We start from the raw sequence: 25,345 nt of genomic DNA, 5'->3' as shown, positions 1-25,345 counted from the left end.
TCAGGCGTTTCTTGTTACTTCAGGCAGCTTTGAAACCAGAAGCCATGACCAGAAATAACAACGAAAGGGACCCATTGATTTATTTTTGAGCGTTTTATTCTGTGGATAAGTATAGAAAGATCCAGTGAAGAAGCTATAGTTATCCAAATAATAACTTATCACTATGCGGAGGGGTGTGAATAAGTGCCATTTTTGATCCCAGCTAATCCTCGATCTGATCAACGTTTGATCACAAAAACTGATCGTCCCGAACTTAATGATCCAACTGATCATTTTAGGTTTATCCACAAAGATCCGCTTCCCTAATAGTAGATCTAATAAAAGATCTATATAAAGATCTTATATATTTATATTGTTCAAAGATCATCTGCAAAAACACGAAATCAATTTTCTAACGGAGATAAAAAAGGTAGAATGCTGCTCCTTTAATTTCTTATACGGATCTGAATATCTGAGGTCGGTTCATGCTTTATCACGAAAATTTTGACGTCATTGTGGTTGGTGGCGGTCACGCTGGAACGGAAGCCGCTCTCTCCTCTGCACGCACAGGACAAAAAACATTACTTCTGACGCATAATATTGATACGTTAGGACAGATGTCATGTAACCCTGCCATTGGCGGGATCGGAAAAGGACATCTGGTCAAAGAAGTTGACGCTTTGGGCGGTTTGATGGCTCAGGCGATCGATCATGCAGGTATTCAGTTCAGAACTCTGAACGCTTCAAAAGGGCCGGCAGTTCGGGCCACTCGGGCTCAGGCAGACAGAGCGTTATACAAAGCTTATGTTCGTCACGCACTGGAAAATGCGCCGAATCTGACGTTGTTTCAGCAAGCTGCTGATGATCTGATCGTTGAACAGGATCGTGTCGTGGGTGTGGTAACCCAAATGGGTCTTAAATTCCACGCTAAAGCGGTTGTCCTGACGGTCGGAACATTCCTCGGCGGTAAGATCCACATTGGTATGGAAAACTATTCTGGTGGCCGTGCTGGTGATCCACCGTCGATCGCTTTAGCACAACGCCTGCGTGAATTACCATTCCGTGTTGATCGTTTAAAAACGGGAACACCACCGCGGATTGATGCTCGTTCGGTTGATTTTTCTCAGCTTGCGGTTCAGCACGGTGATGATCCTACGCCTGTATTTTCGTTTTTAGGTCATCGTGATCAACATCCGCGTCAGATTCCTTGTTATATCACTTATACCAATGAGAAAACGCATGATGTGATCCGCAATAATTTGGATCGCAGCCCCATGTATGCGGGTGTAATTGAAGGGATCGGGCCGCGTTACTGTCCGTCAATCGAAGATAAAGTGATGCGTTTTGCTGATAAAAATAGCCACCAGATCTTCATTGAACCGGAAGGATTAACCACCACAGAATTATATCCAAACGGAATCTCCACCAGCTTACCGTTTGATGTGCAGGTGCAAATCGTGCAATCGATGCAAGGGTTTGAAAATGCACATATTGTTCGTCCCGGTTATGCGATTGAATATGACTTTTTTGATCCGCGTGATTTAAAACAAACCTATGAAACCAAATTTATCCAAGGTCTGTTCTTTGCCGGGCAGATCAACGGAACCACCGGTTACGAAGAAGCGGCAGCGCAAGGTTTGATGGCCGGTTTGAATGCGAGTTTGTACGCTCAAGAGAAAGAAGGTTGGAACCCGCGTCGTGATCAAGCCTACATGGGTGTTTTGATCGATGATCTTTCAACACTCGGGACCAGTGAACCTTACCGGATGTTTACCTCACGTGCGGAATACCGCTTGTTACTCCGTGAAGATAATGCTGACTTGCGTTTAACTGAAAAAGGCCGGGAACTCGGTCTGGTGGATGATATACGCTGGGCTCGTTTCAACCAGAAAATTGAAAATATGGCGCGTGAACGTCAACGGCTGAAAGACATTTGGGTCAATCCAGAATCGGCGGGCGTTGAAGCATTGAATGAGATGCTTAAAACACCGATTTCCAGAGAAGCAAGTGGTGAAGATTTATTACGTCGCCCGGAAATGACCTATGATTTACTGACGAGTTTGCCGCAGTATTCACCAGCGTTAGATGATCGTCAGGCCGCCGAACAGGTTGAAATTCAGGTCAAATACGAGGGGTATATTCAACGTCAGCAAGACGAAATCGAAAAATCACTGCGTCATGAGAATACCAAACTGCCGGTTGACCTCGATTATAGCCTTGTGAAAGGCCTCTCGAATGAAGTTGTGATTAAACTCAATGCGGCAAAACCGGAGACGGTTGGGATTGCTTCCCGGATTTCGGGCATTACGCCGGCAGCTATTTCTATTTTGTTGGTTTATCTCAAGAAAAATGGAATGCTTAAGAAGGGAGAAGCGGCATAACATGGCAACGCTGGCTGCCCGTCTGACGCAGTTGATCGCGCAGACGGATCTCACGGTAAGTGAACATCAGATGGATCTTTTGCTCGGATATGTTGAGCGATTGAATAAATGGAATAAAGCTTATAATTTGACGTCGGTGCGCGATCCGGAAGACATGTTGGTGAAACATATCATGGATAGTATCGTTGTCAGCCCTCACTTACTGGGTAATCGCTTTATTGATGTCGGTACAGGGCCGGGATTACCCGGTATTCCACTTGCAATTATGAACCCGGATAAGCAATTTACGTTGCTCGATAGCTTAGGTAAGCGTATCCGGTTTATTAAGCAGGTGGTTTATGAATTGGATATTCGTAACGTGACGCCGGTTCAAAGCCGGGTTGAAGATTTCCTGCCTGAAGATAAATTTGATGGTGTGCTCAGCAGAGCATTTGCTTCCATGATAGATATGGTAAATTGGTGTCACCATCTTCCGAAAGCGGATGAGGGCGTTTTTTTGGCATTGAAAGGACAAATACCGCATGATGAGATAGATTTGCTTCCTGAATGGTGTTTTGTGACGGATATCCAATCTTTAGCCGTTCCTGAACTCGAAGGTGAGCGTCATCTTGTAATCTTATCGCGCAAGGAATAGACAACGAGGCATGCCGTGGGAAAAATAGTAGCAATCGCCAACCAAAAAGGTGGTGTTGGTAAAACAACAACTTGTGTCAATCTTGCTGCCTCGATGGCAGCAACGAAACGTAAGATATTAGTGATTGATCTTGATCCGCAAGGCAATGCAACGATGGCAAGCGGTGTCGATAAATATCAGATTGATTATACCGCTTACGATTTATTGGTTGAGGAAGTCCCGTTTCAGGAAGTGGTCTGTCAAAAGACGACTGGCCGTTATCATCTGATTGCTGCCAATGGTGATGTGACGGCGGCAGAAATCAAACTGATGGAAGTTTTTGCCCGCGAGGTCCGGTTGAAAAATGTTCTGGCTTCAGTTCGTGATAACTATGATTTCATCTTTATTGATTGTCCTCCCTCTCTTAACCTCCTTACAATCAATGCGATGGCTGCGGCGGATTCTGTTTTAGTACCAATGCAATGTGAGTATTTCGCGCTTGAGGGATTAACGGCCCTGATGGATACCATTAGTAAGTTGGCAGCTGTCGTGAATAGTAATCTGAAAATCGAAGGGTTACTGAGAACGATGTACGATCCTCGTAATCGACTCTCCAATGAGGTATCCGATCAATTAAAACAGCACTTTGGTGATAAAGTGTACCGTACCGTTATCCCACGTAATGTTCGTCTTGCTGAGGCGCCGAGTCATGGTAAACCCGCCATGTATTACGATAAATATTCTGTGGGTGCCAAGGCCTATCTTGCGTTAGCTGGTGAGATGTTGCGCCGGGATGAAGTCATTGCATAACCAAAAAGGAATCCGCTTACATGTCTAAACGTGGTTTGGGAAAAGGCTTGGATGCGTTGCTTTCGACAAGTTCTATGGCAAGAGAAAAGCAACAAGTAGCGACTCAAAGTCAAACGATGTCATCTGATGGTGAACTCGCTGAGATTTCTATTACCCACCTGAGACCCGGTGTATACCAACCCCGGAAAGATGTCTCTCCGGAAACATTGGAAGAGCTGTCGGCTTCGATTCAGGCGCAGGGAATCATCCAACCGATCGTTGTGCGGCCGATTGATAACGGAAACTATGAAATTATCGCCGGAGAACGGCGGTGGAGAGCTGCCAGACACGCAGGCTTGAAGCAAGTTCCTTGTTTAGTCAAACATGTGGAAGATCGTGCGGCCATTGCAATGGCTCTGATTGAGAATATTCAGCGTGAAGATCTGAATGCGATTGAAGAAGCTCAGGCGCTGGAACGGCTGCAAGATGAGTTTAAGTTAACCCATCAACAAGTGGCTGATGCGATTGGTAAATCGCGTACCACGGTGACGAATTTATTACGCCTGAATCAGCTTGACGATATTGTTAAGACATTGGTTGCTGAGAAAAAGTTAGATATGGGTCATGCGCGTGCGCTGCTCATGCTCGAAGGCGAAGTTCAGACGGAAATCGCCAGTCAGGTTGCGAAAAAACAGTTAACCGTTCGCCAGACAGAACAATTGGTGAAAAAAGCACTGTCACCGAAGCCTGAAACACAGAAACCTATTGTAACGAATCATGCATTGAATTTATCGGATAGATTGGGTGAAATGCTGCAGGCTAAAGTTTCTGTGAACCTTTCTGATAAAGGGCAAGGGAAAATCACCATCAGTGTTGCTGACAGCCAAGCTTTGGAAGAAATATTGCAGTCATTGACTGCAAAACTAGAGTCATAATCCCGTAGAACAGAAATGTTTATTTTTGCAATCATTGATTTACATTTTATGGGTTTTTGTGATGTATCTAGAGGAATTGTAGGTCCGGCTTTATTGTAAAAGGTAAAGGCGGATGTATAATCGGCCTATAGTTAACGGGTGGTAACTTATGTTAAATAAATGGTTTATTCTGTCATTTTCGTGGCAGTTAGCCTTTTTTATAGTATTAGCTACCATTGTCGGCTATGTGCTGGATGAGAAAAGTGGTCTGTCCGCTTTTCTTGGGGGACTTACGTACACCGTACCTTCACTATTGGCGAATTTATATATGCATAGAAAATTGGACCGCGAAGACAATGCGGGTCTGGATGTGGGTCGTGCATATATGGGCAATCTATACAAATTAATGATGACCGCTGGCGTTTTAGTGTTTATTTTTAGGGAAATTGACATAAATGCCGGGGTTCTTATTGTGTCTTATTGTCTGGCAAGTGTGGTGCAGTTCGTAACGTCATTTTTTTCAATCAACCGTGAATAGATAGGATATTCAATGTCTGGTTCAGGTGAAACCACTCTAACCTCTCAAGAATATATCTCTCACCACCTGACCTTTTTAAGTTCAGGGGAAGGCTTTTGGAGTCTAAACATTGACTCAATGGTCATCTCTGTGCTTTTGGGGGCTGGCATGCTTTGGCTCTTTTTCCGAGTTGCCAAAAATGCAACAAGTGGTGTCCCCGGGAAACTACAGTGTTTCATCGAGATGATCGTTGAATTCGTAGACGGGACCGTCAGAGATGTATTCAGCGGAAAAAGTGCGTTAATTGCTCCATTGGCGATAACCATTTTCGGATGGGTGTTCCTGATGAACTTAATGGACTTGATCCCGGTAGATTTTCTTCCTCATGCAGCAAGCTTAGTTGGAATCCACTACCTTCGTGTCGTTCCTTCTGCCGATGTCAATATTACGCTATCGATGGCGTTGGGCGTCTTTGTTTTGATTCTGTTCTACAGCTTCAAAATTAAAGGGCCAATCGGGTTTGCAAAAGAGCTAACACTGCAGCCATTCAATCATTGGGCGTTCATTCCAATCAACTTGATTTTGGAAGGGGTGACTTTGATTTCGAAGCCGGTATCACTGGGTCTTCGTTTGTTCGGTAACATGTATGCGGGTGAATTGATCTTTATATTGATTGCCGGATTGTTACCGTGGTGGTCACAGTGGGTGTTGTCAGTGCCTTGGGCTATTTTCCATATACTGATCATCACATTACAAGCATTTATCTTCATGGTGTTGACGATAGTTTATCTATCTCAAGCTTCTGAAGATCACTAATTCAACTTAATCAATCAGAAACTCAATTAGTATAAAACTTGGAGTCAATAATGGAAAACTTGAACATGGATCTGCTGTATCTTTCAGCGGCAATCATGATGGGCTTGGCAGCGATTGGTGCAGCAATTGGCATCGGTATGTTGGGTGGTAAGTATCTTGAAGGTGCTGCGCGCCAGCCAGATCTTATCCCACTTATCCGTACTCAGTTCTTTATCGTGATGGGTCTTGTGGACGCGATTCCTATGATCTCTGTTGGTCTAGGTTTGTACGTCATGTTTGCGGTTGCCGGCTAAGTTAGCACATTCATTGTGTCTAGAAATTGGCTGGTGTTTTTAATTATTTGCAAACATAGAAGGAGTCTGCGGTGAATATAAACGCAACTCTGCTAGGTCAGGCTATTGCGTTCGCTCTCTTTGTTTGGTTCTGCATGAAATATGTATGGCCACCATTGATGGCAGCGATTGAAGAACGTCAGAAAAAAATTGCTGACGGTCTATCAGCTGCTGAGCGCGCTGAGAAAGACCTTGATCTAGCGAAAGCGAATGCTTCTGAACGTATCAAAGAAGCCAAGCAAGCAGCGGCTGAAGTTATTGAACAGGCGAACAAACGAAAAGTACAAATTCTTGATGAAGCGAGAGATGAAGCCATTGTTGAGCGGAATCACCTGATTGCTCAGGCTGAAGCTGAAATTGAGTCTTTGCGTATTCGTGCCCGAGATGACTTACGTAAACAGGTTGCTGCGCTTGCTGTGGCTGGAGCTGAGAAGATTCTTGAGCGTTCTATTGATAAAGATGCGCATAAAGATATTCTCGATAGCATTACTGCGAAACTTTAACTAGGGGGGCGCAAATGTCTGATTTGACAACAATAGCACGCCCCTATGCTAAAGCAGCATTTGACTTTGCGGTGGAAAAAGGGCAACTCAACCAATGGGGTGAGATGCTTACTTTTGCTGCGGAAGTGACCAAAAACGAACAAATCCATGAGCTTTTGAATAGTTCAATGGCTGCCGATAAGTTGGCAGAAATTTTTGTTGCGGTTTGTGGTGAACAGTTTGATGAATACGGTCAGAACCTGCTTCGGGTGATGGCTGAAAATGGGCGTTTAAGAGCGCTCCCTGATGTTTGTGAACTGTTTTTTGTGTTGAAAAAAGAGCATGAAAAACAGGTGGAAGTGAGCGTTGTTTCTGCAACGGAGCTTTCCGCAGAACAAAAAGCAGAGATCAGCAGCAAACTGGAGCAGCGCCTCGAGCGCAAAGTTCAGCTGAATTGCAGTATAGATGAGGCCCTACTCGGTGGGGTAATTATTCGAGCCGGAGACTTAATCATCGATAACTCAGTACATGGCCGTTTGAGCCGTCTGAGCGATGCATTACAGTCTTGATGGGGATTGGAGCATGCAACTTAATTCCACGGAAATTAGCGATCTAATTAAACAGCGTATTGAACAATTCAATGTTGTTAGTGAAGCTCGCAATGAAGGTACTATCGTCTCGGTAAGCGATGGTATTATCCGCATCCACGGCCTGAAGGACGTGATGCAAGGTGAAATGATCGAATTACCGGGTGGCCGTTATGCCTTAGCACTTAACCTTGAGCGTGACTCGGTTGGTGCGGTTGTAATGGGCCCGTATGCCGACCTTAAGGAAGGCACAAAAGTTACAGGTACAGGTCGTATTCTTGAAGTACCGGTTGGTCCTGAAATGCTTGGTCGTGTGGTAAACACACTGGGTGAGCCTATTGATGGTAAAGGTCCGATTGATGCGAAATTAACTTCTCCGGTAGAAGTGATTGCACCTGGTGTTATCGATCGTAAGTCGGTTGATCAACCTGTTCAAACTGGTTACAAATCTGTTGACTCAATGATTCCTATCGGTCGGGGTCAGCGTGAGTTGATTATCGGTGACCGTCAGACTGGTAAAACAGCGATGGCGATTGATGCGATTATCAACCAGAAAGATTCAGGTATTTATTCTATTTATGTTGCGATTGGACAGAAAGCTTCCACGATTGCCAACGTTGTGCGTAAGCTCGAAGAGCATGGCGCATTAGCGAACACAATCGTTGTTGTTGCTTCTGCTTCTGAATCTGCGGCACTGCAATATCTGGCGCCTTATGCCGGATGTGCAATGGGTGAATACTTCCGTGATCGTGGTGAAGATGCACTGATCGTTTATGATGATCTGTCAAAGCAAGCTGTTGCTTATCGTCAGATCTCTCTACTATTGAAGCGCCCACCGGGCCGTGAAGCATTCCCTGGGGATGTATTCTACTTACACTCTCGTTTGCTTGAGCGAGCATCGCGTGTCAGCGAAGGGTATGTAGAAAAATTCACGAATGGTGAAGTGAAAGGTAAGACCGGTTCTTTAACTGCACTACCTATCATTGAAACACAAGCTGGTGACGTTTCTGCATTTGTACCGACAAACGTAATCTCGATTACCGATGGTCAGATCTTCCTGCAAACAGAATTGTTTAACGCAGGGGTTCGTCCGGCTGTTGACCCGGGTATCTCGGTATCTCGTGTGGGTGGTTCTGCTCAGACGAAGATTATCAAGAAACTCTCTGGTGGTATCCGTACGGCACTCGCACAGTATCGTGAATTGGCGGCGTTTGCTCAGTTCTCTTCTGATCTGGATGATGCGACGAAGAAACAGCTGGATCATGGTCAGAAAGTAACTGAACTGATGAAGCAGAAGCAGTATGCACCAATGTCTGTTTTTGATCAGGCACTGGTTATCTTTGCTGCCGAACGTGGCTATCTTGGAGATATTGAGTTAAATCAACTCCTTAACTTTGAGGCCGCATTACTGTCGTTCGCTCGTAATCAATATGCTGATTTAGCAGCTGAGATCAACAAGACTGGTGCTTATAACGATGACATCGAAGCGCAGCTGAAGAAGCTGGTCGATGAGTTTAAAGCAACTCAAACTTGGTAATCAAAGTCGGTGGCTTGACTGCCACCAACTAATGGAGAGTGACGATGGCCGGCGCAAAAGAGATACGTAGTAAAATCGGGAGTGTGAAAAGCACTCAGAAGATTACGAAAGCGATGGAAATGGTAGCGGCTTCTAAAATGCGTCGTAGTCAAGATGCAATGGAGTCTTCCCGTCCATACGCGGAAACAATGCGTAAAGTGATCGGTCATGTGGCAAACGCAAATCTGGAATATCGTCATCCGTATCTGGAAGAGCGTGAAGCCAAACGTGTTGGTTATATCATCATTTCTACTGATCGTGGATTATGTGGTGGCTTGAACATTAACCTGTTCAAAAAAGCCCTGCTGGATATGAAATCCTGGTCAGAAAAAAATGTTGACGTTGAGTTAGCCGTGATTGGTTCAAAAGCGACAGCATTTTTCAAGAACAGCGGTGCTAAAGTGGCTGCTCAGACTTCAGGATTAGGAGATTCTCCTTCTCTGGAAGATTTGATTGGCTCTGTGAATGTCATGCTGAAAAAATATGATGAAGGTGAGTTGGATCGCCTCTATGTTGTGTTTAACCGTTTTGTGAACACCATGGTGCAAGAACCAACGATCGATCAATTGCTACCTTTGCCTAAATCAGACAGTAAAGAAGTCAAACGTGAGCATTCATGGGATTACCTTTATGAACCTGAACCAAAGCCTCTACTCGATATGTTGTTGCAACGTTATGTAGAGTCTCAGGTTTATCAAGGAGTTGTCGAGAATCTTGCTTGTGAGCAAGCGGCTCGAATGGTTGCTATGAAAGCTGCAACTGATAATGCGGGTAACCTGATTGAAGATCTGGAACTTGTGTATAACAAAGCGCGTCAAGCGGCAATTACACAAGAACTGTCGGAAATCGTGGGCGGCGCAGCTGCGGTTTAAGTGAAGGTCAAATAAATAGTTTAGAGGATTAACGATGGCTACAGGTAAGATCGTACAGATCATTGGTGCAGTAGTCGACGTAGAGTTCCCACAGAGTGAAGTACCAAGTGTTTACGATGCTCTGAATGTTGTCGATGCGAAAGAACGTCTGGTTCTTGAAGTGCAGCAACAACTAGGCGGTGGCGTGATTCGCGCCATCGTGATGGGTAGCTCGGATGGTTTACGTCGTGGAATGACAGTTGAAAATACTGGCGCTCCAATCTCAGTACCTGTCGGTACTAAAACGTTAGGTCGTATCATGAACGTTTTAGGTGATGCGATTGACGAACGTGGTGATATCGGTGCAGAAGTAACGTACTCAATTCACCGTGAAGCGCCAAGCTACGAAGAACAGTCAAGTGCGACTGAGCTTTTAGAAACAGGTGTAAAGGTTATTGACTTGATTTGCCCGTTTGCGAAAGGGGGTAAAATCGGTCTGTTCGGTGGTGCAGGTGTTGGTAAGACCGTCAACATGATGGAATTGATCAATAACATCGCACTGCAACACTCAGGTTTGTCTGTATTTGCCGGGGTAGGTGAGCGTACTCGTGAAGGGAACGACTTCTACTTCGAAATGCAGGAAGCGGGTGTTGTTAACATCGAGAAGCCTGAAGAATCTAAGGTAGCGATGGTTTACGGTCAGATGAATGAACCACCGGGCAACCGTCTGCGTGTGGCTCTGACTGGTTTGACTATGGCGGAGAAATTCCGTGACGAAGGTCGTGACGTACTGCTGTTTATCGATAACATCTACCGTTATACCCTCGCGGGAACAGAAGTATCAGCCCTGCTGGGCCGGATGCCTTCTGCGGTAGGTTATCAGCCGACACTGGCAGAAGAAATGGGTGTTCTGCAAGAACGTATCACGTCAACCAAAACAGGTTCTATCACGTCTGTACAGGCGGTATATGTACCAGCGGATGACTTGACTGACCCATCTCCAGCGACAACATTTGCTCACTTGGATGCAACGGTTGTATTGAACCGTAACATCGCGGCAATGGGCTTGTATCCAGCGATTGACCCGCTTGATTCAACGTCACGTCAGCTTGATCCACTCGTTGTTGGTCAGGAACATTACGATATTGCTCGTGGTGTTCAGTCAACACTTCAACGCTATAAAGAGTTGAAAGATATCATTGCGATTCTGGGTATGGATGAGCTTTCTGAAGACGATAAGCTGGTGGTTGCTCGTGCACGTAAGATCGAGCGTTTCCTGACTCAGCCTTACCACGTTGCTGAAGTATTTACTGGTGACCCGGGAATTTACGTTCCTCTGAAAGAAACCCTGCGTGGTTTCAAAGGTCTCCTTTCCGGTGAATATGATGACGTTCCTGAACAAGCGTTTATGTACTGCGGTGCAATTGATGACGCTGTTGAGAATGCGAAGAAGCTATAAGGCTGACTAGGAGGCGATATGGCATCAATACCCTTTCATCTGGATGTCGTTAGTGCTGAGAAGAAAATTTTCTCTGGCATGGTTGAAACATTTCAGGTGACCGGTAGCGAAGGTGAACTTGGTATTTACCATGGTCACGCACCGCTTCTGACCGCTATAAAGCCTGGTATGGTGCGTATTGTGAAGCAGCACGGCCACGAAGAAATTATTTATGTTTCTGGTGGGATAGTGGAAGTTCAGGCAAGTACCTCTACGGTACTTGCTGATACAGCCATTCGTGGTGAAGATCTAGACGCAGCAAAGGCGGAAGAAGCCAAACGTCGTGCTGAAGAAAATATTCAGAATCAGCAAGGCGGGATGGACTTCGCGCAGGCGGCCAGTGAACTGGCTAAAGCCATTGCTAAGCTACGAGTAATCGAGCTGGTTAAAAAACGTCGTTAATTAATCATTGATGACGTTCCAAAAAGGCGACTTTCTGTCGCCTTTTTCGTTTTTCTGCAAAAATGATTGCCGATGATTTAACTATTGGCGATTTCCCGTATAAAATCAGAACTCTCTTTCCGACTCAGTATAAAGGTAGACCATGAAATTCAGTGCCGTGATTTTAGCCGCGGGAAAAGGAACCCGGATGTATTCTCAGTTGCCCAAGGTTCTTCATACTCTGGCAGGTAAACCCATGGTGAAACATGTGATTGATACATGTCAGGGGATTGGTGCGCAGCAAATTCATCTGGTTTATGGTCACGGAGGCGAGTTGATGCAACAACAGTTATCGGCCGAATCCGTGAATTGGGTATTGCAGTCGCAACAATTAGGGACTGGTCATGCCGTCGATCAAGCTGCACCTTATTTTCAGGATGATGAGCAGATCATTGTTTTATATGGTGATGTACCGCTGATTTCGGAAGAGACTATCGACAATTTACTGGCTTCACAGCCACAAGGCGGGATCGCGTTATTAACCGTTGTTTTAGACAATCCCACAGGATATGGAAGAATTGTCCGTCACAATGATACTGTCGTTGCTATTGTTGAGCAAAAAGATGCTTCAGAAGCAGAGCTCGCGATCCAAGAAGTAAATACCGGTGTGATGGTCGCTTCCGGGAACGATCTGAAACGTTGGTTATCTGGATTAGAAAATAATAATGCTCAGGGTGAATATTATCTGACGGATGTGATTGCGGCTGCTCATGCAGAAGGCAGAGCGATTCAGGCAGTTCATCCGCTTGATCCGATGGAAGTTGAAGGGGTCAATGATCGTGTTCAGCTGTCTCGTTTGGAAAGAGCTTATCAGCATTCGCTGGCGAATAAACTTTTAACACAGGGCGTGATGCTTCGCGATCCGGCTCGATTTGATCTCAGAGGTCAATTGCAGTGCGGTTATGATGTTGAGATCGATGTGAATGTCGTGATTGAAGGCAGTGTTTCGCTGGGCAATAACGTGATTATCGGCGCTGGTTCGGTATTGAAGGATTGTGAAATTGATGACAACACCATCATTCGTCCGTACAGCGTCATTGAAGGTGCGACTGTCGGAGAAATGTGTACCGTCGGACCGTTTACTCGTTTGAGACCGGGTGCTGAGTTAAAAGATGATGCACATGTCGGTAATTTTGTTGAAGTGAAAAATGCACGTTTAGGCCAAGGTTCGAAAGCCAATCATCTTACTTATCTGGGCGATGCGGAAATCGGTGATCGCGTTAATGTAGGTGCCGGGGTGATTACCTGTAACTATGATGGTGCGAATAAACATAAAACCGTCATTGGTGATGATGTCTTTGTCGGATCTGATTGTCAGCTGGTGGCGCCGGTCACGATTGAAGATGGGGCAACCATTGGTGCCGGGACAACATTAACTCGCAATGTTGCTCAAGGTGAATTAGTGATTACCCGGGCGAAAGAACGTCGGGTTGAAGGCTGGCAGAGACCGGTGAAAAAATAAGAACGCTAGAGATATACATCAGTGAAAAGGCTCCAATGAGGAGCCTTTTTCGTTGGGGGAAGATTACTGCTGATGGGGATTGTGGCTGATCAGCGGACGCGCTCAAAAATCGTCGCAATACCTTGCCCCATACCGATACACATGGTTGCCAGTCCGAACTGGGCATCCTGATGTTCCATTACATTTAATAGTGTTGTGGATATTCTGGCCCCTGAGCATCCCAGCGGGTGACCTAATGCTATCGCGCCGCCCCATAGGTTCATTTTATCATCAAAGCTATCCATCAATTCAAAGTGTTGAATACAAGAAAGCGCTTGTGCGGCAAAAGCTTCATTCAGTTCAATGACTTCGATATCGTGCAAAGATAATCCGGCTCTTTTTAGTGCTTTACGGGTCGCAGGGACCGGGCCTATACCCATTACGGAAGGTTCGCATCCTGCGACAGCCATTGCCCGAATTTTCGCCCGGATCGGTAATCCGAGCTGTTGTGCCTTTTCTTCGCTCATCACAATCATTGCCGATGCTCCATCTGATAAGGCCGAAGAAGAGCCGGCTGTGACAGTGCCGCTGGCCGGGTCGAAAACCGGTTTGAGCGAGGCAAGAGCCTCGAGTGAAGCATCGCGACGAATAACTTCATCTTCTTGCAGAGATATCAAAGCGCCTTGTTCGTTGTGGCCTTGGGTCGGTACGATTTCCCGCTGAAATAATTTTTGCTCCGTTGCCTGTGCTGCTCGCTGATGGGAGCGCAGGGCAAATTGATCTTGTGCGTCTCGACTAATCTGATTTTGTTTGGCCAGCATTTCAGCCGTCAGCCCCATCATCCCAGCTGCTTTCGCCGCATGTTTACTCAGGCCGGGATGCATATCAATACCATGTGTCATCGGCACATGCCCCATATGTTCAACACCACCGATGAGGCAAATATCGGCATCGCCGACAGACACCGATCTCGCAGCATCATGCAAGGCCTGCATCGATGAACCACACAGTCGATTCACTGTGACGGCACCGATTTCAAACGGCAGTCCGGCCAGAACAGCGGCATTACGCGCTATATTCATTCCCTGTTCGAGGGTTTGCTGAACACATCCCCAATAGATATCTTCGATATCAGTCAACGGAATTTGTGGGTTACGTTGAATCAGGGATTGCATCAAATGTGCGGATAGTGTTTCTGCACGAGTATGGCGAAACACCCCTTCTTTCGATCGGCCCATCGGTGTACGGATACAATCTACGATCACGGCTTGCTTACTCATACGCTTATCCTCTCTCTGATTCTGATTTTTCATGGTGGATGGGATAGAAAACTCTTGCTTCACGAACCATCACTTCAAGAGATTTCGGGACGTGATAGAGTTCTCCTAAACGCTGATATGACTGAGCCGTTTGGATATATTGTTGTATCCCGATTGTATCGAGATAACGGCAAACACCGCCTCTGAACGGTGGGAATCCGAGCCCGTACACGAGGGCGATGTCTGCTTCCGCAGGGGAGAAAACAATATTTTCCTCCATACAAAGAATGACTTCATTCATCATCGGAATCATCATGCGATCGATGATCATTTGTTTGTCTGTGACTGGCAATGGTTCTTTCGATGGGTAGACCAGTTGATGAATGTCCGACGACAATACTTTCTGGTTCCTGCCGCGTTTATCCGTATAGTACTGATAAAAGCCTGCGCCAGTTTTCTGGCCGAATTTTTTCGCTTCATAGAGCCGGGTTATGATGTTATCCGGGGAGGCTTTCATTCGGGTCGGGTAGGCTTGGCAGATTACCTGCTGTGCGTGATAAGCGATGTCGATACCGACGACATCGAGCAAATAGGCAGGCCCCATTGGCCAGCCAAAATCTTTCTCCATGATTTGATCAATTTGGACAAAGTCGTACCCTTCATCAAGTAACTGACAAAAGGCCAGAAAATAAGGAAAGAGAACGCGGTTGACAAAAAATCCCGGACAGTCGTTAACGACAATCGGTGATTTGCCCATATGGGCAGCAAAAGCGACAACCGTATTAATGGTTTCGTCACTGGTTTCTTTGCCGCGGATAATTTCAACCAGCGGCATTTTATGTACCGGGTTAAAGAAATGCATGCCACAGAATTTTTCAGGCCTTGATAAGCCCGCAGCCAGCTGGGTGATCGGAATGGTTGAGGTATTTGAGGTCAGAATGGTATTCGACGTAACTTTTTCTTCCAGTTCTTTGAGAACGGATGATTTGATTTTAGGGTTCTCTACGACAGCTTCAACGACGACATCCACTTCTTCGATACCGGTATAGTTGAGTGTCGGGCGAATCGAAGCCAGAGTATTGGCCATGTCCCGGGGAGATAGCTTACCTCGCTTCACGCCTTGCTCCAACAGTTGCGCGGTATGATCCATCCCCAGATTCAGGGAGTCAGGTACAATATCTTTTAAAATCGCAGGAATCCCTTTGATCGCGGATTGATAGGCAATACCGCCACCCATCACCCCGGCACCAATGACAGCACTGTGATTGATGGGGTGGGTGAGCGACTGTTTGGCTGTTTTGGCGAGGCCTTTAATATACTGGTCATTGAGATAAATACTGACCAATGCGGCTGCCTGATCCGATTTTGCCAGTGTGACAAAGTTCTTCCGCTCGATATCGAGTGCTTCATCCCTGGATAGCGTTGCTGAGGACTCGATCGTCTCAATCGCTAAAAATGGTGCCATGTAGTGAGTACTTACTTTTTGATGCGTCATTCCCTTAGCTGTCGAGAAGACCATCAAACGTTCTACGGGAGATAAAGCAAGCGGTGCACCTTTTTCCTGTCTTACTCTCTTCCAGTCAATCCGGTTGTGGATTGCATCGTCGAGTGTTTGTCTTGCGGTTGCGACCAGTGCTTCTTCTGTCGTGATCGCATCAACAAATCCGACAGCCAAAGCCTGTTCTGCATTGAATATTTTTGCCTGAACAATCGCTTCTAAGGCATTATCTGCACCGATTAATCTTGGCAGGCGAACACAGCCTCCGAATCCGGGCATAATGCCGAGTCTTGTTTCTGGCAGGCCGATTTTTGTTGTTTGGGCTGCAACCCGGAAATCAGTAGCGAGTACACACTCACACCCACCACCCAAGGTATAGCCACGTATTGCTGAGACGGTCGGTACCGGTAGATCTTCAAGCTTACAGAAAATTTGGTTAGCATCGTGAAGCCATTGTTCCAGCGCCTCACTCGGATACTGGAATAAACCTAAAAACTCATTGATATTGGCCCCGACAATAAAGCTCTCTTTGTCGGATGTCAGTATTAAGCCAGTAAGTCCCGGAAAGTCTAGGATTGCATCCAATGCTTTATCCAGATAGCTCAGGGTTGCCGTGTCAAGTGTATTGACCGACTTAGGTGTGCAAAACTGCAGCTCAAGGATACCGCCTTCTATTTCCTTTACCTGCAATGTCTTTGACTGAAAGATCATGAATTATCTCCTGACATGCATTTGTAGTGAGTCAACTGGTACGATGACTTGTTTTTATATTCAAAAAGTGTGGCTACAAGTTGAGATAACTGCAATAAATGAAAAGATAAATTCCGTTTTTTTAGATCCGCAGCACTTTTCTTCATGGTCGTGATAGACTGTCACGCCTGTTTGATTTGATGTGATACTAAATATTCAATGAACGATCAGCCTTATGCGATTCCGGCCACTTCCGTACGTTATGATGAAGAGATCAAAAAAAGTCTGTTTATGACTTTTCTGCACCATACGCCCGGGGTTGAGTCTGCCAAGGCCTTTATTGAGCAGATCAAACATCAATACCCCGATGCGAGACATCACTGCTGGGCGTTTATCGCAGGACGCCCTGATGATTCGATGGCGTGGGGGTTTAGTGATGATGGTGAACCTTCAGGTACTGCGGGAAAGCCAATTTTAGCGCAGTTGTCAGGCGCAAACGTTGGCGAAATTACAGCCGTGGTTGTACGTTATTATGGTGGTGTGAAGTTGGGAACCGGTGGATTAGTCAAAGCCTATGGTGGTGGCGTTCAACAAGCGCTTAAGCAACTTCAAACTATCGAAAGAAAAATCACCAAGACATTAAACTTGGCGCTAGACTATGGATTGATTCCTTTGGCTCAATCCGTTATTCAGCAATTTGGCGCTCAGGAGCGCGAAGCACAGTATCTTCAACACGTTGTTATCACGATTGAGATTGAAGTTCGATATATCGAAGAGTTTATCCAAGTGATAACCAATAAAAGTAGTGCAAGAGTGCTTGTCAGTTCAGATGATGAATTAAACAACTAAGGTCAGAATCAGCCATACCATCATGCAATTTCGTTCTATTATCCGTATAGTCGGATTACTCCTTGCCTTATTCAGTGTTTCTATGCTGGCGCCTGCGCTGGTGGCTTTGATCTATCGTGATGGTGCCGGTGTCTCGTTTGTTACCACTTTCTTTGCTTTGCTCTTCTGTGGGGCGGCGATCTGGTTCCCGAATCGTCATCATAAACATGAATTAAAATCCCGTGATGGCTTTCTGATTGTGGTTTTATTCTGGACTGTTATCGGCAGTGCCGGTGCGATCCCATTCTTTATTTCCGAAAATCCAAGTATTTCTTTGACAGATTCTTTTTTTGAATCCTTTTCTGCCCTGACAACGACCGGAGCTACGGTCATCGTCGGCTTAGATGAGTTGCCGAAAGCGATTTTATTCTATCGACAGTTTCTGCAATGGTTCGGTGGGATGGGGATCATCGTGCTGGCAGTTGCGATTCTTCCGGTGCTTGGGATCGGGGGAATGCAGCTCTATCGGGCTGAAATCCCCGGCCCGGTTAAAGATACCAAAGTCACTCCTCGTATTGCCGAAACAGCAAAAGCACTTTGGTATATCTACCTGGGTATCACGGTTGTGTGTGCTTTTTTATACTGGCTCGCGGGGATGACTTTCTTTGATGCGATATGCCATAGCTTTTCAACGATTGCGATCGGTGGTTTTTCGACACACGATGCCAGTATGGGTTACTTCAATAGTCAGGCGATTAATCTGATTACGGTTGTTTTTCTGCTGATCTCTTCTTGTAATTTTACCTTGCATTATGCTGCTTTTGCTTCTGGTGGTATTCACCCGAAGCTTTATTGGAAAGATTACGAATTCAGAACGTTTTTGTTTATTCAGGCCATCTTGTTCGTCACTTGTTTTTCCGTCTTATTACTCCATCAGCAATATGACTCGGTTGCCGAAGTTTTTGATAAAGCACTATTTCAGAGTGTATCGGTTTCAACGACAGCAGGATTTACGACCACCGGATTTTCTGATTGGCCGCTTTTTTTACCCGTTTTATTGCTGTTCTCTTCATTTATTGGGGGATGTGCGGGATCCACTGGTGGTGGATTGAAAGTGATCCGGATTCTGTTGTTAACCTTGCAAGGTGGGCGGGAAATGAAACGTCTTGTCCATCCACGGGCCATTTATCCGATCAAATTAGGAGATAAAGCTTTATCTCCTCGAGTCATTGATGCGGTATGGGGATTTTTTTCCACTTATGCGCTGGTCTTCGTTTTATGTATGTTGGCTTTAATCGCAACAGGTATGGAAGAGTTAAGCGCATTTTCTGCTGTGGCCGCAACATTGAATAACCTTGGCCCCGGGTTGGGGGAAGTTGCTGTCCATTTTGGTGATGTGAATGACAAAGCAAAATGGGTACTTATTCTTTCGATGTTATTTGGGCGATTAGAAATCTTTACATTGCTCGTTCTGTTCACTCCTGCATTTTGGCGTAATTAAGAGGAATATTTGTGAAGAAAATTCTCTGTCTGTATTCAACCCGAGAAGGACAGACTAAAAAAATTGTTGAACATATTGTTGCACAGCTTGATGGCTATGAGAGCGAGTTCGTTGATCTGCATCTGCATCCCAAATTAAATTTAGCACTTTACGATAAAGTGTTGATTGGTGCTTCAATTCGGTATGGCCGACTCCATCAGTCACTTTATCAATTTATCGATCATCACGCTCGTCAGTTAGACGAAGCAAACGCCGCTTTTATATGTGTCAACTTAACCGCACGGAAAGAAGAACAAAAAAAAGATACGCCTGAAGGCAGTGTTTATATTCAGACTTTTTTGCGTCAATCAGTCTGGCAGCCGAAACTGATTGGTGTTTTTGCTGGAGCGTTACGTTATCCGCGCTATCGTTTTTTTGACCGCATGATGATCCGTCTCATTATGAAAATGACCGGTGGTGAAACTGATACATCAAAAGAAGTCGAATATACAAACTGGCATAAAGTCGATCTGTTTGCGCAGAAATTTAAAGATATGTAGATAAAACAGACGGATTGAGTGAAAAGTGATCGCTTGTGGGCGGCGTGATTACTGTTTTTAAAAAACTTAGTAAAAAGGGCTTGCCAATCGGAAGACGATGCCTATAATGCCCCTCGCTGACACGGGATAGCGGAGAGAAATCCCCGGTTGTGTAAGCCCGGTCTTCACCGGAGAATAAATCTGAAAAAAGTGTTTGACACCAAGATTTATCTCGCTAGAATGACCGCCTCTTCAAACGGAGAACGTTGTGAAGAAAGCTCTTTAACAATATAGACCAATCAATCTGTGTGGGCACTCGTCGATAAATATCCAAAAAGATTTTATCAATGAATCGAGTGACCAAATCAAGTTGAATACAGGCAACTGTTATTTAATAAGAGCACAGTCAATTCAACATTACTTATGTAATGTCACTTTTTGCTTCTGCTCTTAAAGCAGAGACAAAAAGCAGTATTCATTGAGCCGACACATCGTGTCACCAAAACTTTAATTGAAGAGTTTGATCATGGCTCAGATTGAACGCTGGCGGCAGGCCTAACACATGCAAGTCGAGCGGAAACGAGAGAAAGCTTGCTTTCTCGTCGTCGAGCGGCGGACGGGTGAGTAAAGCCTGGGAAATTGCCCTGATGTGGGGGATAACCATTGGAAACGATGGCTAATACCGCATGATGTCTACGGACCAAAGAGGGGGACCTTCGGGCCTCTCGCGTCAGGATATGCCCAGGTGGGATTAGCTAGTTGGTGGGGTAATGGCTCACCAAGGCGACGATCCCTAGCTGGTCTGAGAGGATGATCAGCCACACTGGAACTGAGACACGGTCCAGACTCCTACGGGAGGCAGCAGTGGGGAATATTGCACAATGGGCGCAAGCCTGATGCAGCCATGCCGCGTGTATGAAGAAGGCCTTCGGGTTGTAAAGTACTTTCAGCAGTGAGGAAGGATGTAGTTTTAACAGAGCTGCATTTTGACGTTAGCTGCAGAAGAAGCACCGGCTAACTCCGTGCCAGCAGCCGCGGTAATACGGAGGGTGCGAGCGTTAATCGGAATTACTGGGCGTAAAGCGCATGCAGGTGGTCTGTTAAGTCAGATGTGAAAGCCCGGGGCTTAACCCCGGAGTTGCATTTGAAACTGGCAGGCTAGAGTACTGTAGAGGGGGGTAGAATTTCAGGTGTAGCGGTGAAATGCGTAGAGATCTGAAGGAATACCGGTGGCGAAGGCGGCCCCCTGGACAGATACTGACACTCAGATGCGAAAGCGTGGGGAGCAAACAGGATTAGATACCCTGGTAGTCCACGCCGTAAACGATGTCTACTTGGAGGTTGTGACCTAGAGTCGTGGCTTTCGGAGCTAACGCGTTAAGTAGACCGCCTGGGGAGTACGGTCGCAAGATTAAAACTCAAATGAATTGACGGGGGCCCGCACAAGCGGTGGAGCATGTGGTTTAATTCGATGCAACGCGAAGAACCTTACCTACTCTTGACATCCAGAGAAGCCGGAAGAGATTCTGGTGTGCCTTCGGGAGCTCTGAGACAGGTGCTGCATGGCTGTCGTCAGCTCGTGTTGTGAAATGTTGGGTTAAGTCCCGCAACGAGCGCAACCCTTATCCTTGATTGCCAGCACTTCGGGTGGGAACTTCAGGGAGACTGCCGGTGATAAACCGGAGGAAGGTGGGGACGACGTCAAGTCATCATGGCCCTTACGAGTAGGGCTACACACGTGCTACAATGGCATATACAGAGGGCGGCTAACTTGCGAGAGTGTGCGAATCCCAAAAAGTATGTCGTAGTCCGGATTGGAGTCTGCAACTCGACTCCATGAAGTCGGAATCGCTAGTAATCGTAGATCAGAATGCTACGGTGAATACGTTCCCGGGCCTTGTACACACCGCCCGTCACACCATGGGAGTGGGCTGCAAAAGAAGCAGGTAGTTTAACCTTCGGGAGGACGCTTGCCACTTTGTGGTTCATGACTGGGGTGAAGTCGTAACAAGGTAGCGCTAGGGGAACCTGGCGCTGGATCACCTCCTTACGTAAAGATATTTTGGATGAGTGTCCACACAGATTGATTTGGTTTATAACAGAGCGCGTTGCGATGTGATTTTTCGGATGAAAGGTCATTAAGCAAGACAATGTCCCGTTCGTCTAGAGGCCTAGGACACCGCCCTTTCACGGCGGTAACAGGGGTTCGACTCCCCTACGGGATACCACTTCTTTTGAGAAGTCCGGGTCGTTAGCTCAGCTGGTAGAGCAGTTGGCTTTTAACCAATTGGTCACAGGTTCGAATCCTGTACGACCCACCATTTTCCTCTTTTGAGGGACGCCTGAAAGTGGGCGATTAGCTCAGTTGGGAGAGCACCTGCCTTACAAGCAGGGGGTCACTGGTTCGAACCCGGTATCGCCCACCACTTTCTAACTATTTTTGGCTCAGCAAACTCAGACCAGCGGTTTAACCGATGTGGTGCGATGTTGTGGCGCTGAAAGTCATTAGAAAGTGTGGCTTGAATGCTCAAGCGTACATTTTGCTCTTTAACAATTTGGAAAGCTGACAAAATAATGTTTGTTTCTTTGGAAACAGATAATTATTTGTAAAAGTTCTCAATACTTTCTCGAAAGAGAAAGACCAACACAATCAAGTGTTCTTGGGAATACACAGGCAACTGTGTATTCAAATTGAGTCCGGCAAAACCAAGTCACACACTCATGTATAAAATATTGTGTGACACCTAATTAGTTGATGATATCAACCCTTAGGTTTTTGCGCTGAGGATTTTTGCCTGAGACAAGGCAGCAAGAAGGATGTCGCAGGGCGCTATCGTCTGATAGCAACCAAGCAGCCTTCGATGCTAACGCCGTATTCAGGGAAAAAGACCAAGCAAAAAAGACTTCTTCGGGTTGTATGGTTAAGTAATTAAGCGTACACGGTGGATGCCTTGGCAGTCAGAGGCGATGAAGGACGTACTAACTTGCGATAAGCGCAGATGAGGCAGTAAGAGCCACTTGAGTCTGCGATTTCCGAATGGGGAAACCCAACTGCAGCAGCAGTTATCATTAACTGAATTCATAGGTTAATGAGGCGAACCGGGAGAACTGAAACATCTAAGTACCCCGAGGAAAAGAAATCAACCGAGATTCCGAAAGTAGCGGCGAGCGAAATCGGACTAGCCCTTAAGCTTTGATAACGTTAGGTGAAGTGTCTGGAAAGGCACGCAATAGAGGGTGATAGCCCCGTAACCGAAGGCGTTATGAGAGTGAAAACGAGTAAGGCGGGACACGTGATATCCTGTCTGAAGATGGGGGGACCATCCTCCAAGGCTAAATACTCCTGACTGACCGATAGTGAACCAGTACCGTGAGGGAAAGGCGAAAAGAACCCCTGTGAGGGGAGTGAAATAGAACCTGAAACCGTGTACGTACAAGCAGTAGGAGCCTCCTTTGTGGGGTGACTGCGTACCTTTTGTATAATGGGTCAGCGACTTATATTCAGTGGCAAGGTTAACCGATTAGGGGAGCCGTAGCGAAAGCGAGTGTTAACTGCGCGTTTAGTCTCTGGATATAGACCCGAAACCGAGTGATCTAGCCATGGGCAGGTTGAAGGTTGAGTAACATCAACTGGAGGACCGAACCGACTAATGTTGAAAAATTAGCGGATGACTTGTGGCTAGGGGTGAAAGGCCAATCAAACTCGGAGATAGCTGGTTCTCCCCGAAAGCTATTTAGGTAGCGCCTCGGACGAATACTACTGGGGGTAGAGCACTGTTAAGGCTAGGGGGTCATCCCGACTTACCAACCCTTTGCAAACTCCGAATACCAGTAAGTACTATCCGGGAGACACACGGCGGGTGCTAACGTCCGTCGTGGAGAGGGAAACAACCCAGACCGCCAGCTAAGGTCCCAAATTACAGCTAAGTGGGAAACGATGTGGGAAGGCTCAGACAGCTAGGATGTTGGCTTAGAAGCAGCCATCATTTAAAGAAAGCGTAATAGCTCACTAGTCGAGTCGGCCTGCGCGGAAGATGTAACGGGGCTAAGCTGTAAACCGAAGCTGCGGCAATGTACTTTTGTATATTGGGTAGGGGAGCGTTCTGTAAGCCGTTGAAGGTGGATTGTAAAGTCTGCTGGAGGTATCAGAAGTGCGAATGCTGACATGAGTAACGACAAAGGGGGTGAAAAACCCCCTCGCCGGAAGACCAAGGGTTCCTGTCCAACGTTAATCGGGGCAGGGTGAGTCGACCCCTAAGGCGAGGCCGAAAGGCGTAGTCGATGGGAAACGGGTTAATATTCCCGTACTTGTTGTGAATGCGATGGGGGGACGGAGAAGGCTAGGTGGGCCTGGCGACGGTCGTCCAGGTTCAAGTGCGTAGGCTGTAGAGTTAGGCAAATCCGGCTCTACGATAGGCTGAGACACGATGTCGAGTCACCAAGGTGATGAAGTCATTGATGCCATGCTTCCGGGAAAAGCCTCTAAGCTTCAGTTCACAAGAAATCGTACCCCAAACCGACACAGGTGGTCGGGTAGAGAATACCAAGGCGCTTGAGAGAACTCGGGTGAAGGAACTAGGCAAAATGGTACCGTAACTTCGGGAGAAGGTACGCTCTTGCTGGTGAAGTCCCTTGCGGATGGAGCTGATGAGAGTCGCAGATACCAGGTGGCTGCAACTGTTTATTAAAAACACAGCACTGTGCAAAATCGTAAGATGACGTATACGGTGTGACGCCTGCCCGGTGCCGGAAGGTTAATTGATGGGGTTAGCTTAGGCGAAGCTCTTGATCGAAGCCCCGGTAAACGGCGGCCGTAACTATAACGGTCCTAAGGTAGCGAAATTCCTTGTCGGGTAAGTTCCGACCTGCACGAATGGCGTAATGATGGCCACGCTGTCTCCACCCGAGACTCAGTGAAATTGAAATCGCTGTGAAGATGCAGTGTACCCGCGGCTAGACGGAAAGACCCCGTGAACCTTTACTACAGCTTGGCACTGAACATTGAGCCTACATGTGTAGGATAGGTGGGAGGCTTTGAAGCAGTCACGCTAGTGATTGTGGAGCCGACCTTGAAATACCACCCTTGTATGTTTGATGTTCTAACTTGGCCCCATTATCTGGGGTGAGGACAGTGCCTGGTGGGTAGTTTGACTGGGGCGGTCTCCTCCCAAAGTGTAACGGAGGAGCACGAAGGTGGGCTAATCACGGTTGGACATCGTGAGGTTAGTGCAATGGCATAAGCCCGCTTAACTGCGAGAGTGACGGCTCGAGCAGGTGCGAAAGCAGGTCATAGTGATCCGGTGGTTCTGAATGGAAGGGCCATCGCTCAACGGATAAAAGGTACTCCGGGGATAACAGGCTGATACCGCCCAAGAGTTCATATCGACGGCGGTGTTTGGCACCTCGATGTCGGCTCATCACATCCTGGGGCTGAAGTCGGTCCCAAGGGTATGGCTGTTCGCCATTTAAAGTGGTACGCGAGCTGGGTTTAGAACGTCGTGAGACAGTTCGGTCCCTATCTGCCGTGGGCGTTGGAGAATTGAAAGGGGCTGCTCCTAGTACGAGAGGACCGGAGTGGACGAACCTCTGGTGTTCGGGTTGTGATGCCAATCGCATTGCCCGGTAGCTAAGTTCGGAATCGATAACCGCTGAAAGCATCTAAGCGGGAAGCGAGCCTTGAGATGAGTTCTCCCTGGCGCTTCAAGCGTCCTGAAGGGTTGTTCGAGACTAGAACGTTGATAGGCAGGGTGTGTAAGCGCTGTGAGGCGTTGAGCTAACCTGTACTAATTGCCCGTGAGACTTAACCATACAACACCGAAGGGGTTTTGTGGCTC

At 46.6% G+C, this 25,345-nt stretch carries 19 protein-coding genes, 3 tRNA genes and 2 rRNA genes; 22 read left to right on the top strand and 2 right to left on the bottom strand.

Going from position 1 to position 25,345, the window contains the following annotated elements; genetic code table 11:
• Positions 1-464: 464 nt before the first annotated feature.
• The 14 genes from mnmG to glmU all read left to right on the top strand — a co-directional run bounded on the left by mnmG (position 465) and on the right by glmU (position 13,238).
• Entirely contained in the window at positions 465-2,360 is a 1,896-nt protein-coding gene (mnmG, locus tag OCV37_RS15200; RefSeq protein WP_038180476.1) for a tRNA uridine-5-carboxymethylaminomethyl(34) synthesis enzyme MnmG, read from the top strand.
• A gap of 1 nt (position 2,361) precedes the next feature.
• Positions 2,362-2,994, top strand: coding sequence for a 16S rRNA (guanine(527)-N(7))-methyltransferase RsmG (gene rsmG / locus OCV37_RS15195; protein WP_038180480.1), 633 nt, complete (start codon positions 2,362-2,364; stop codon positions 2,992-2,994).
• A gap of 15 nt (positions 2,995-3,009) precedes the next feature.
• Positions 3,010-3,783 (top strand): ParA family protein, encoded by a 774-nt coding sequence (locus tag OCV37_RS15190; protein ID WP_038180483.1) that lies wholly within the window; start codon positions 3,010-3,012, stop codon positions 3,781-3,783.
• 20 nt (positions 3,784-3,803) lie between these two features.
• Positions 3,804-4,697, top strand: a complete 894-nt coding sequence (locus OCV37_RS15185; RefSeq protein WP_038180487.1) for a ParB/RepB/Spo0J family partition protein — start codon at positions 3,804-3,806, stop codon at positions 4,695-4,697.
• 148 nt (positions 4,698-4,845) lie between these two features.
• A complete protein-coding gene (locus OCV37_RS15180; RefSeq protein ID WP_038180488.1) occupies positions 4,846-5,214 on the top strand; it encodes an ATP synthase subunit I in 369 nt (122 codons plus the stop codon).
• Between the two features lie 12 nt (positions 5,215-5,226).
• The gene (gene atpB, locus OCV37_RS15175) at positions 5,227-6,009 is read left to right on the top strand and encodes a F0F1 ATP synthase subunit A (protein ID WP_038180491.1); all 783 of its coding nucleotides are present in this window, start codon (positions 5,227-5,229) and stop codon (positions 6,007-6,009) included.
• Positions 6,010-6,059: 50 nt separating this feature from the next.
• Complete coding sequence (atpE, locus tag OCV37_RS15170; RefSeq protein ID WP_038180493.1) at positions 6,060-6,302, top strand: F0F1 ATP synthase subunit C; 243 nt, start codon at positions 6,060-6,062, stop codon at positions 6,300-6,302.
• Between the two features lie 71 nt (positions 6,303-6,373).
• Positions 6,374-6,844, top strand: coding sequence for a F0F1 ATP synthase subunit B (gene atpF / locus OCV37_RS15165; protein ID WP_038180496.1), 471 nt, complete (start codon positions 6,374-6,376; stop codon positions 6,842-6,844).
• A gap of 14 nt (positions 6,845-6,858) precedes the next feature.
• Positions 6,859-7,392, top strand: a complete 534-nt coding sequence (gene atpH, locus OCV37_RS15160; protein ID WP_038180498.1) for a F0F1 ATP synthase subunit delta — start codon at positions 6,859-6,861, stop codon at positions 7,390-7,392.
• A gap of 13 nt (positions 7,393-7,405) precedes the next feature.
• Entirely contained in the window at positions 7,406-8,947 is a 1,542-nt protein-coding gene (gene atpA / locus OCV37_RS15155) for a F0F1 ATP synthase subunit alpha (protein ID WP_038180549.1), read from the top strand.
• A gap of 44 nt (positions 8,948-8,991) precedes the next feature.
• On the top strand, positions 8,992-9,858 hold the full coding sequence (gene atpG, locus OCV37_RS15150; RefSeq protein WP_038180501.1) for a F0F1 ATP synthase subunit gamma: 867 nt from the start codon (positions 8,992-8,994) through the stop codon (positions 9,856-9,858).
• Positions 9,859-9,892: 34 nt separating this feature from the next.
• Complete coding sequence (gene atpD, locus OCV37_RS15145) at positions 9,893-11,296, top strand: F0F1 ATP synthase subunit beta (RefSeq protein WP_038180504.1); 1,404 nt, start codon at positions 9,893-9,895, stop codon at positions 11,294-11,296.
• An 18-nt stretch (positions 11,297-11,314) separates the two neighbouring features.
• Entirely contained in the window at positions 11,315-11,737 is a 423-nt protein-coding gene (locus OCV37_RS15140) for a F0F1 ATP synthase subunit epsilon (RefSeq protein WP_038180507.1), read from the top strand.
• A 142-nt stretch (positions 11,738-11,879) separates the two neighbouring features.
• Entirely contained in the window at positions 11,880-13,238 is a 1,359-nt protein-coding gene (gene glmU, locus OCV37_RS15135) for a bifunctional UDP-N-acetylglucosamine diphosphorylase/glucosamine-1-phosphate N-acetyltransferase GlmU (protein WP_038180510.1), read from the top strand.
• Positions 13,239-13,327: 89 nt separating this feature from the next.
• Here the strand turns inward: glmU and fadA are convergent, their stop codons facing one another.
• Positions 13,328-14,497 (bottom strand): acetyl-CoA C-acyltransferase FadA, encoded by a 1,170-nt coding sequence (gene fadA / locus OCV37_RS15130; RefSeq protein ID WP_038180551.1) that lies wholly within the window; start codon positions 14,495-14,497, stop codon positions 13,328-13,330.
• Between the two features lie 4 nt (positions 14,498-14,501).
• The gene (gene fadB / locus OCV37_RS15125; RefSeq protein WP_038180512.1) at positions 14,502-16,685 is read right to left on the bottom strand and encodes a fatty acid oxidation complex subunit alpha FadB; all 2,184 of its coding nucleotides are present in this window, start codon (positions 16,683-16,685) and stop codon (positions 14,502-14,504) included.
• A gap of 198 nt (positions 16,686-16,883) precedes the next feature.
• On the opposite strand from fadB, the gene OCV37_RS15120 reads away from it, so the two are divergent.
• The 8 genes from OCV37_RS15120 (at position 16,884) to OCV37_RS15085 (ending at position 25,319) form a co-directional block, all read left to right on the top strand.
• Entirely contained in the window at positions 16,884-17,513 is a 630-nt protein-coding gene (locus OCV37_RS15120) for a YigZ family protein (RefSeq protein ID WP_038180517.1), read from the top strand.
• 22 nt (positions 17,514-17,535) lie between these two features.
• Complete coding sequence (locus OCV37_RS15115; RefSeq protein WP_038180521.1) at positions 17,536-18,993, top strand: TrkH family potassium uptake protein; 1,458 nt, start codon at positions 17,536-17,538, stop codon at positions 18,991-18,993.
• Between the two features lie 11 nt (positions 18,994-19,004).
• A complete protein-coding gene (gene hemG / locus OCV37_RS15110; RefSeq protein WP_038180524.1) occupies positions 19,005-19,532 on the top strand; it encodes a menaquinone-dependent protoporphyrinogen IX dehydrogenase in 528 nt (175 codons plus the stop codon).
• 487 nt (positions 19,533-20,019) lie between these two features.
• A 16S ribosomal RNA gene (locus OCV37_RS15105) occupies positions 20,020-21,561 on the top strand.
• Positions 21,562-21,663: 102 nt separating this feature from the next.
• Positions 21,664-21,739, top strand: a tRNA-Glu gene (locus OCV37_RS15100).
• A 17-nt stretch (positions 21,740-21,756) separates the two neighbouring features.
• Positions 21,757-21,832, top strand: a tRNA-Lys gene (locus tag OCV37_RS15095).
• A gap of 29 nt (positions 21,833-21,861) precedes the next feature.
• Positions 21,862-21,937 (top strand) — tRNA-Val (locus OCV37_RS15090).
• Positions 21,938-22,430: 493 nt separating this feature from the next.
• Positions 22,431-25,319 (top strand): 23S ribosomal RNA (locus tag OCV37_RS15085).
• The 16S and 23S rRNA genes sit together here with 3 tRNA genes alongside, the layout of an rRNA operon.
• Positions 25,320-25,345: the final 26 nt, after the last annotated feature.

Origin of the sequence: Vibrio rhizosphaerae (assembly GCF_024347095.1) — a bacterium.
GTDB classification, from domain to species: domain Bacteria; phylum Pseudomonadota; class Gammaproteobacteria; order Enterobacterales; family Vibrionaceae; genus Vibrio; species Vibrio rhizosphaerae.
This window is presented reverse-complemented; position numbering and strand designations above follow the sequence as displayed.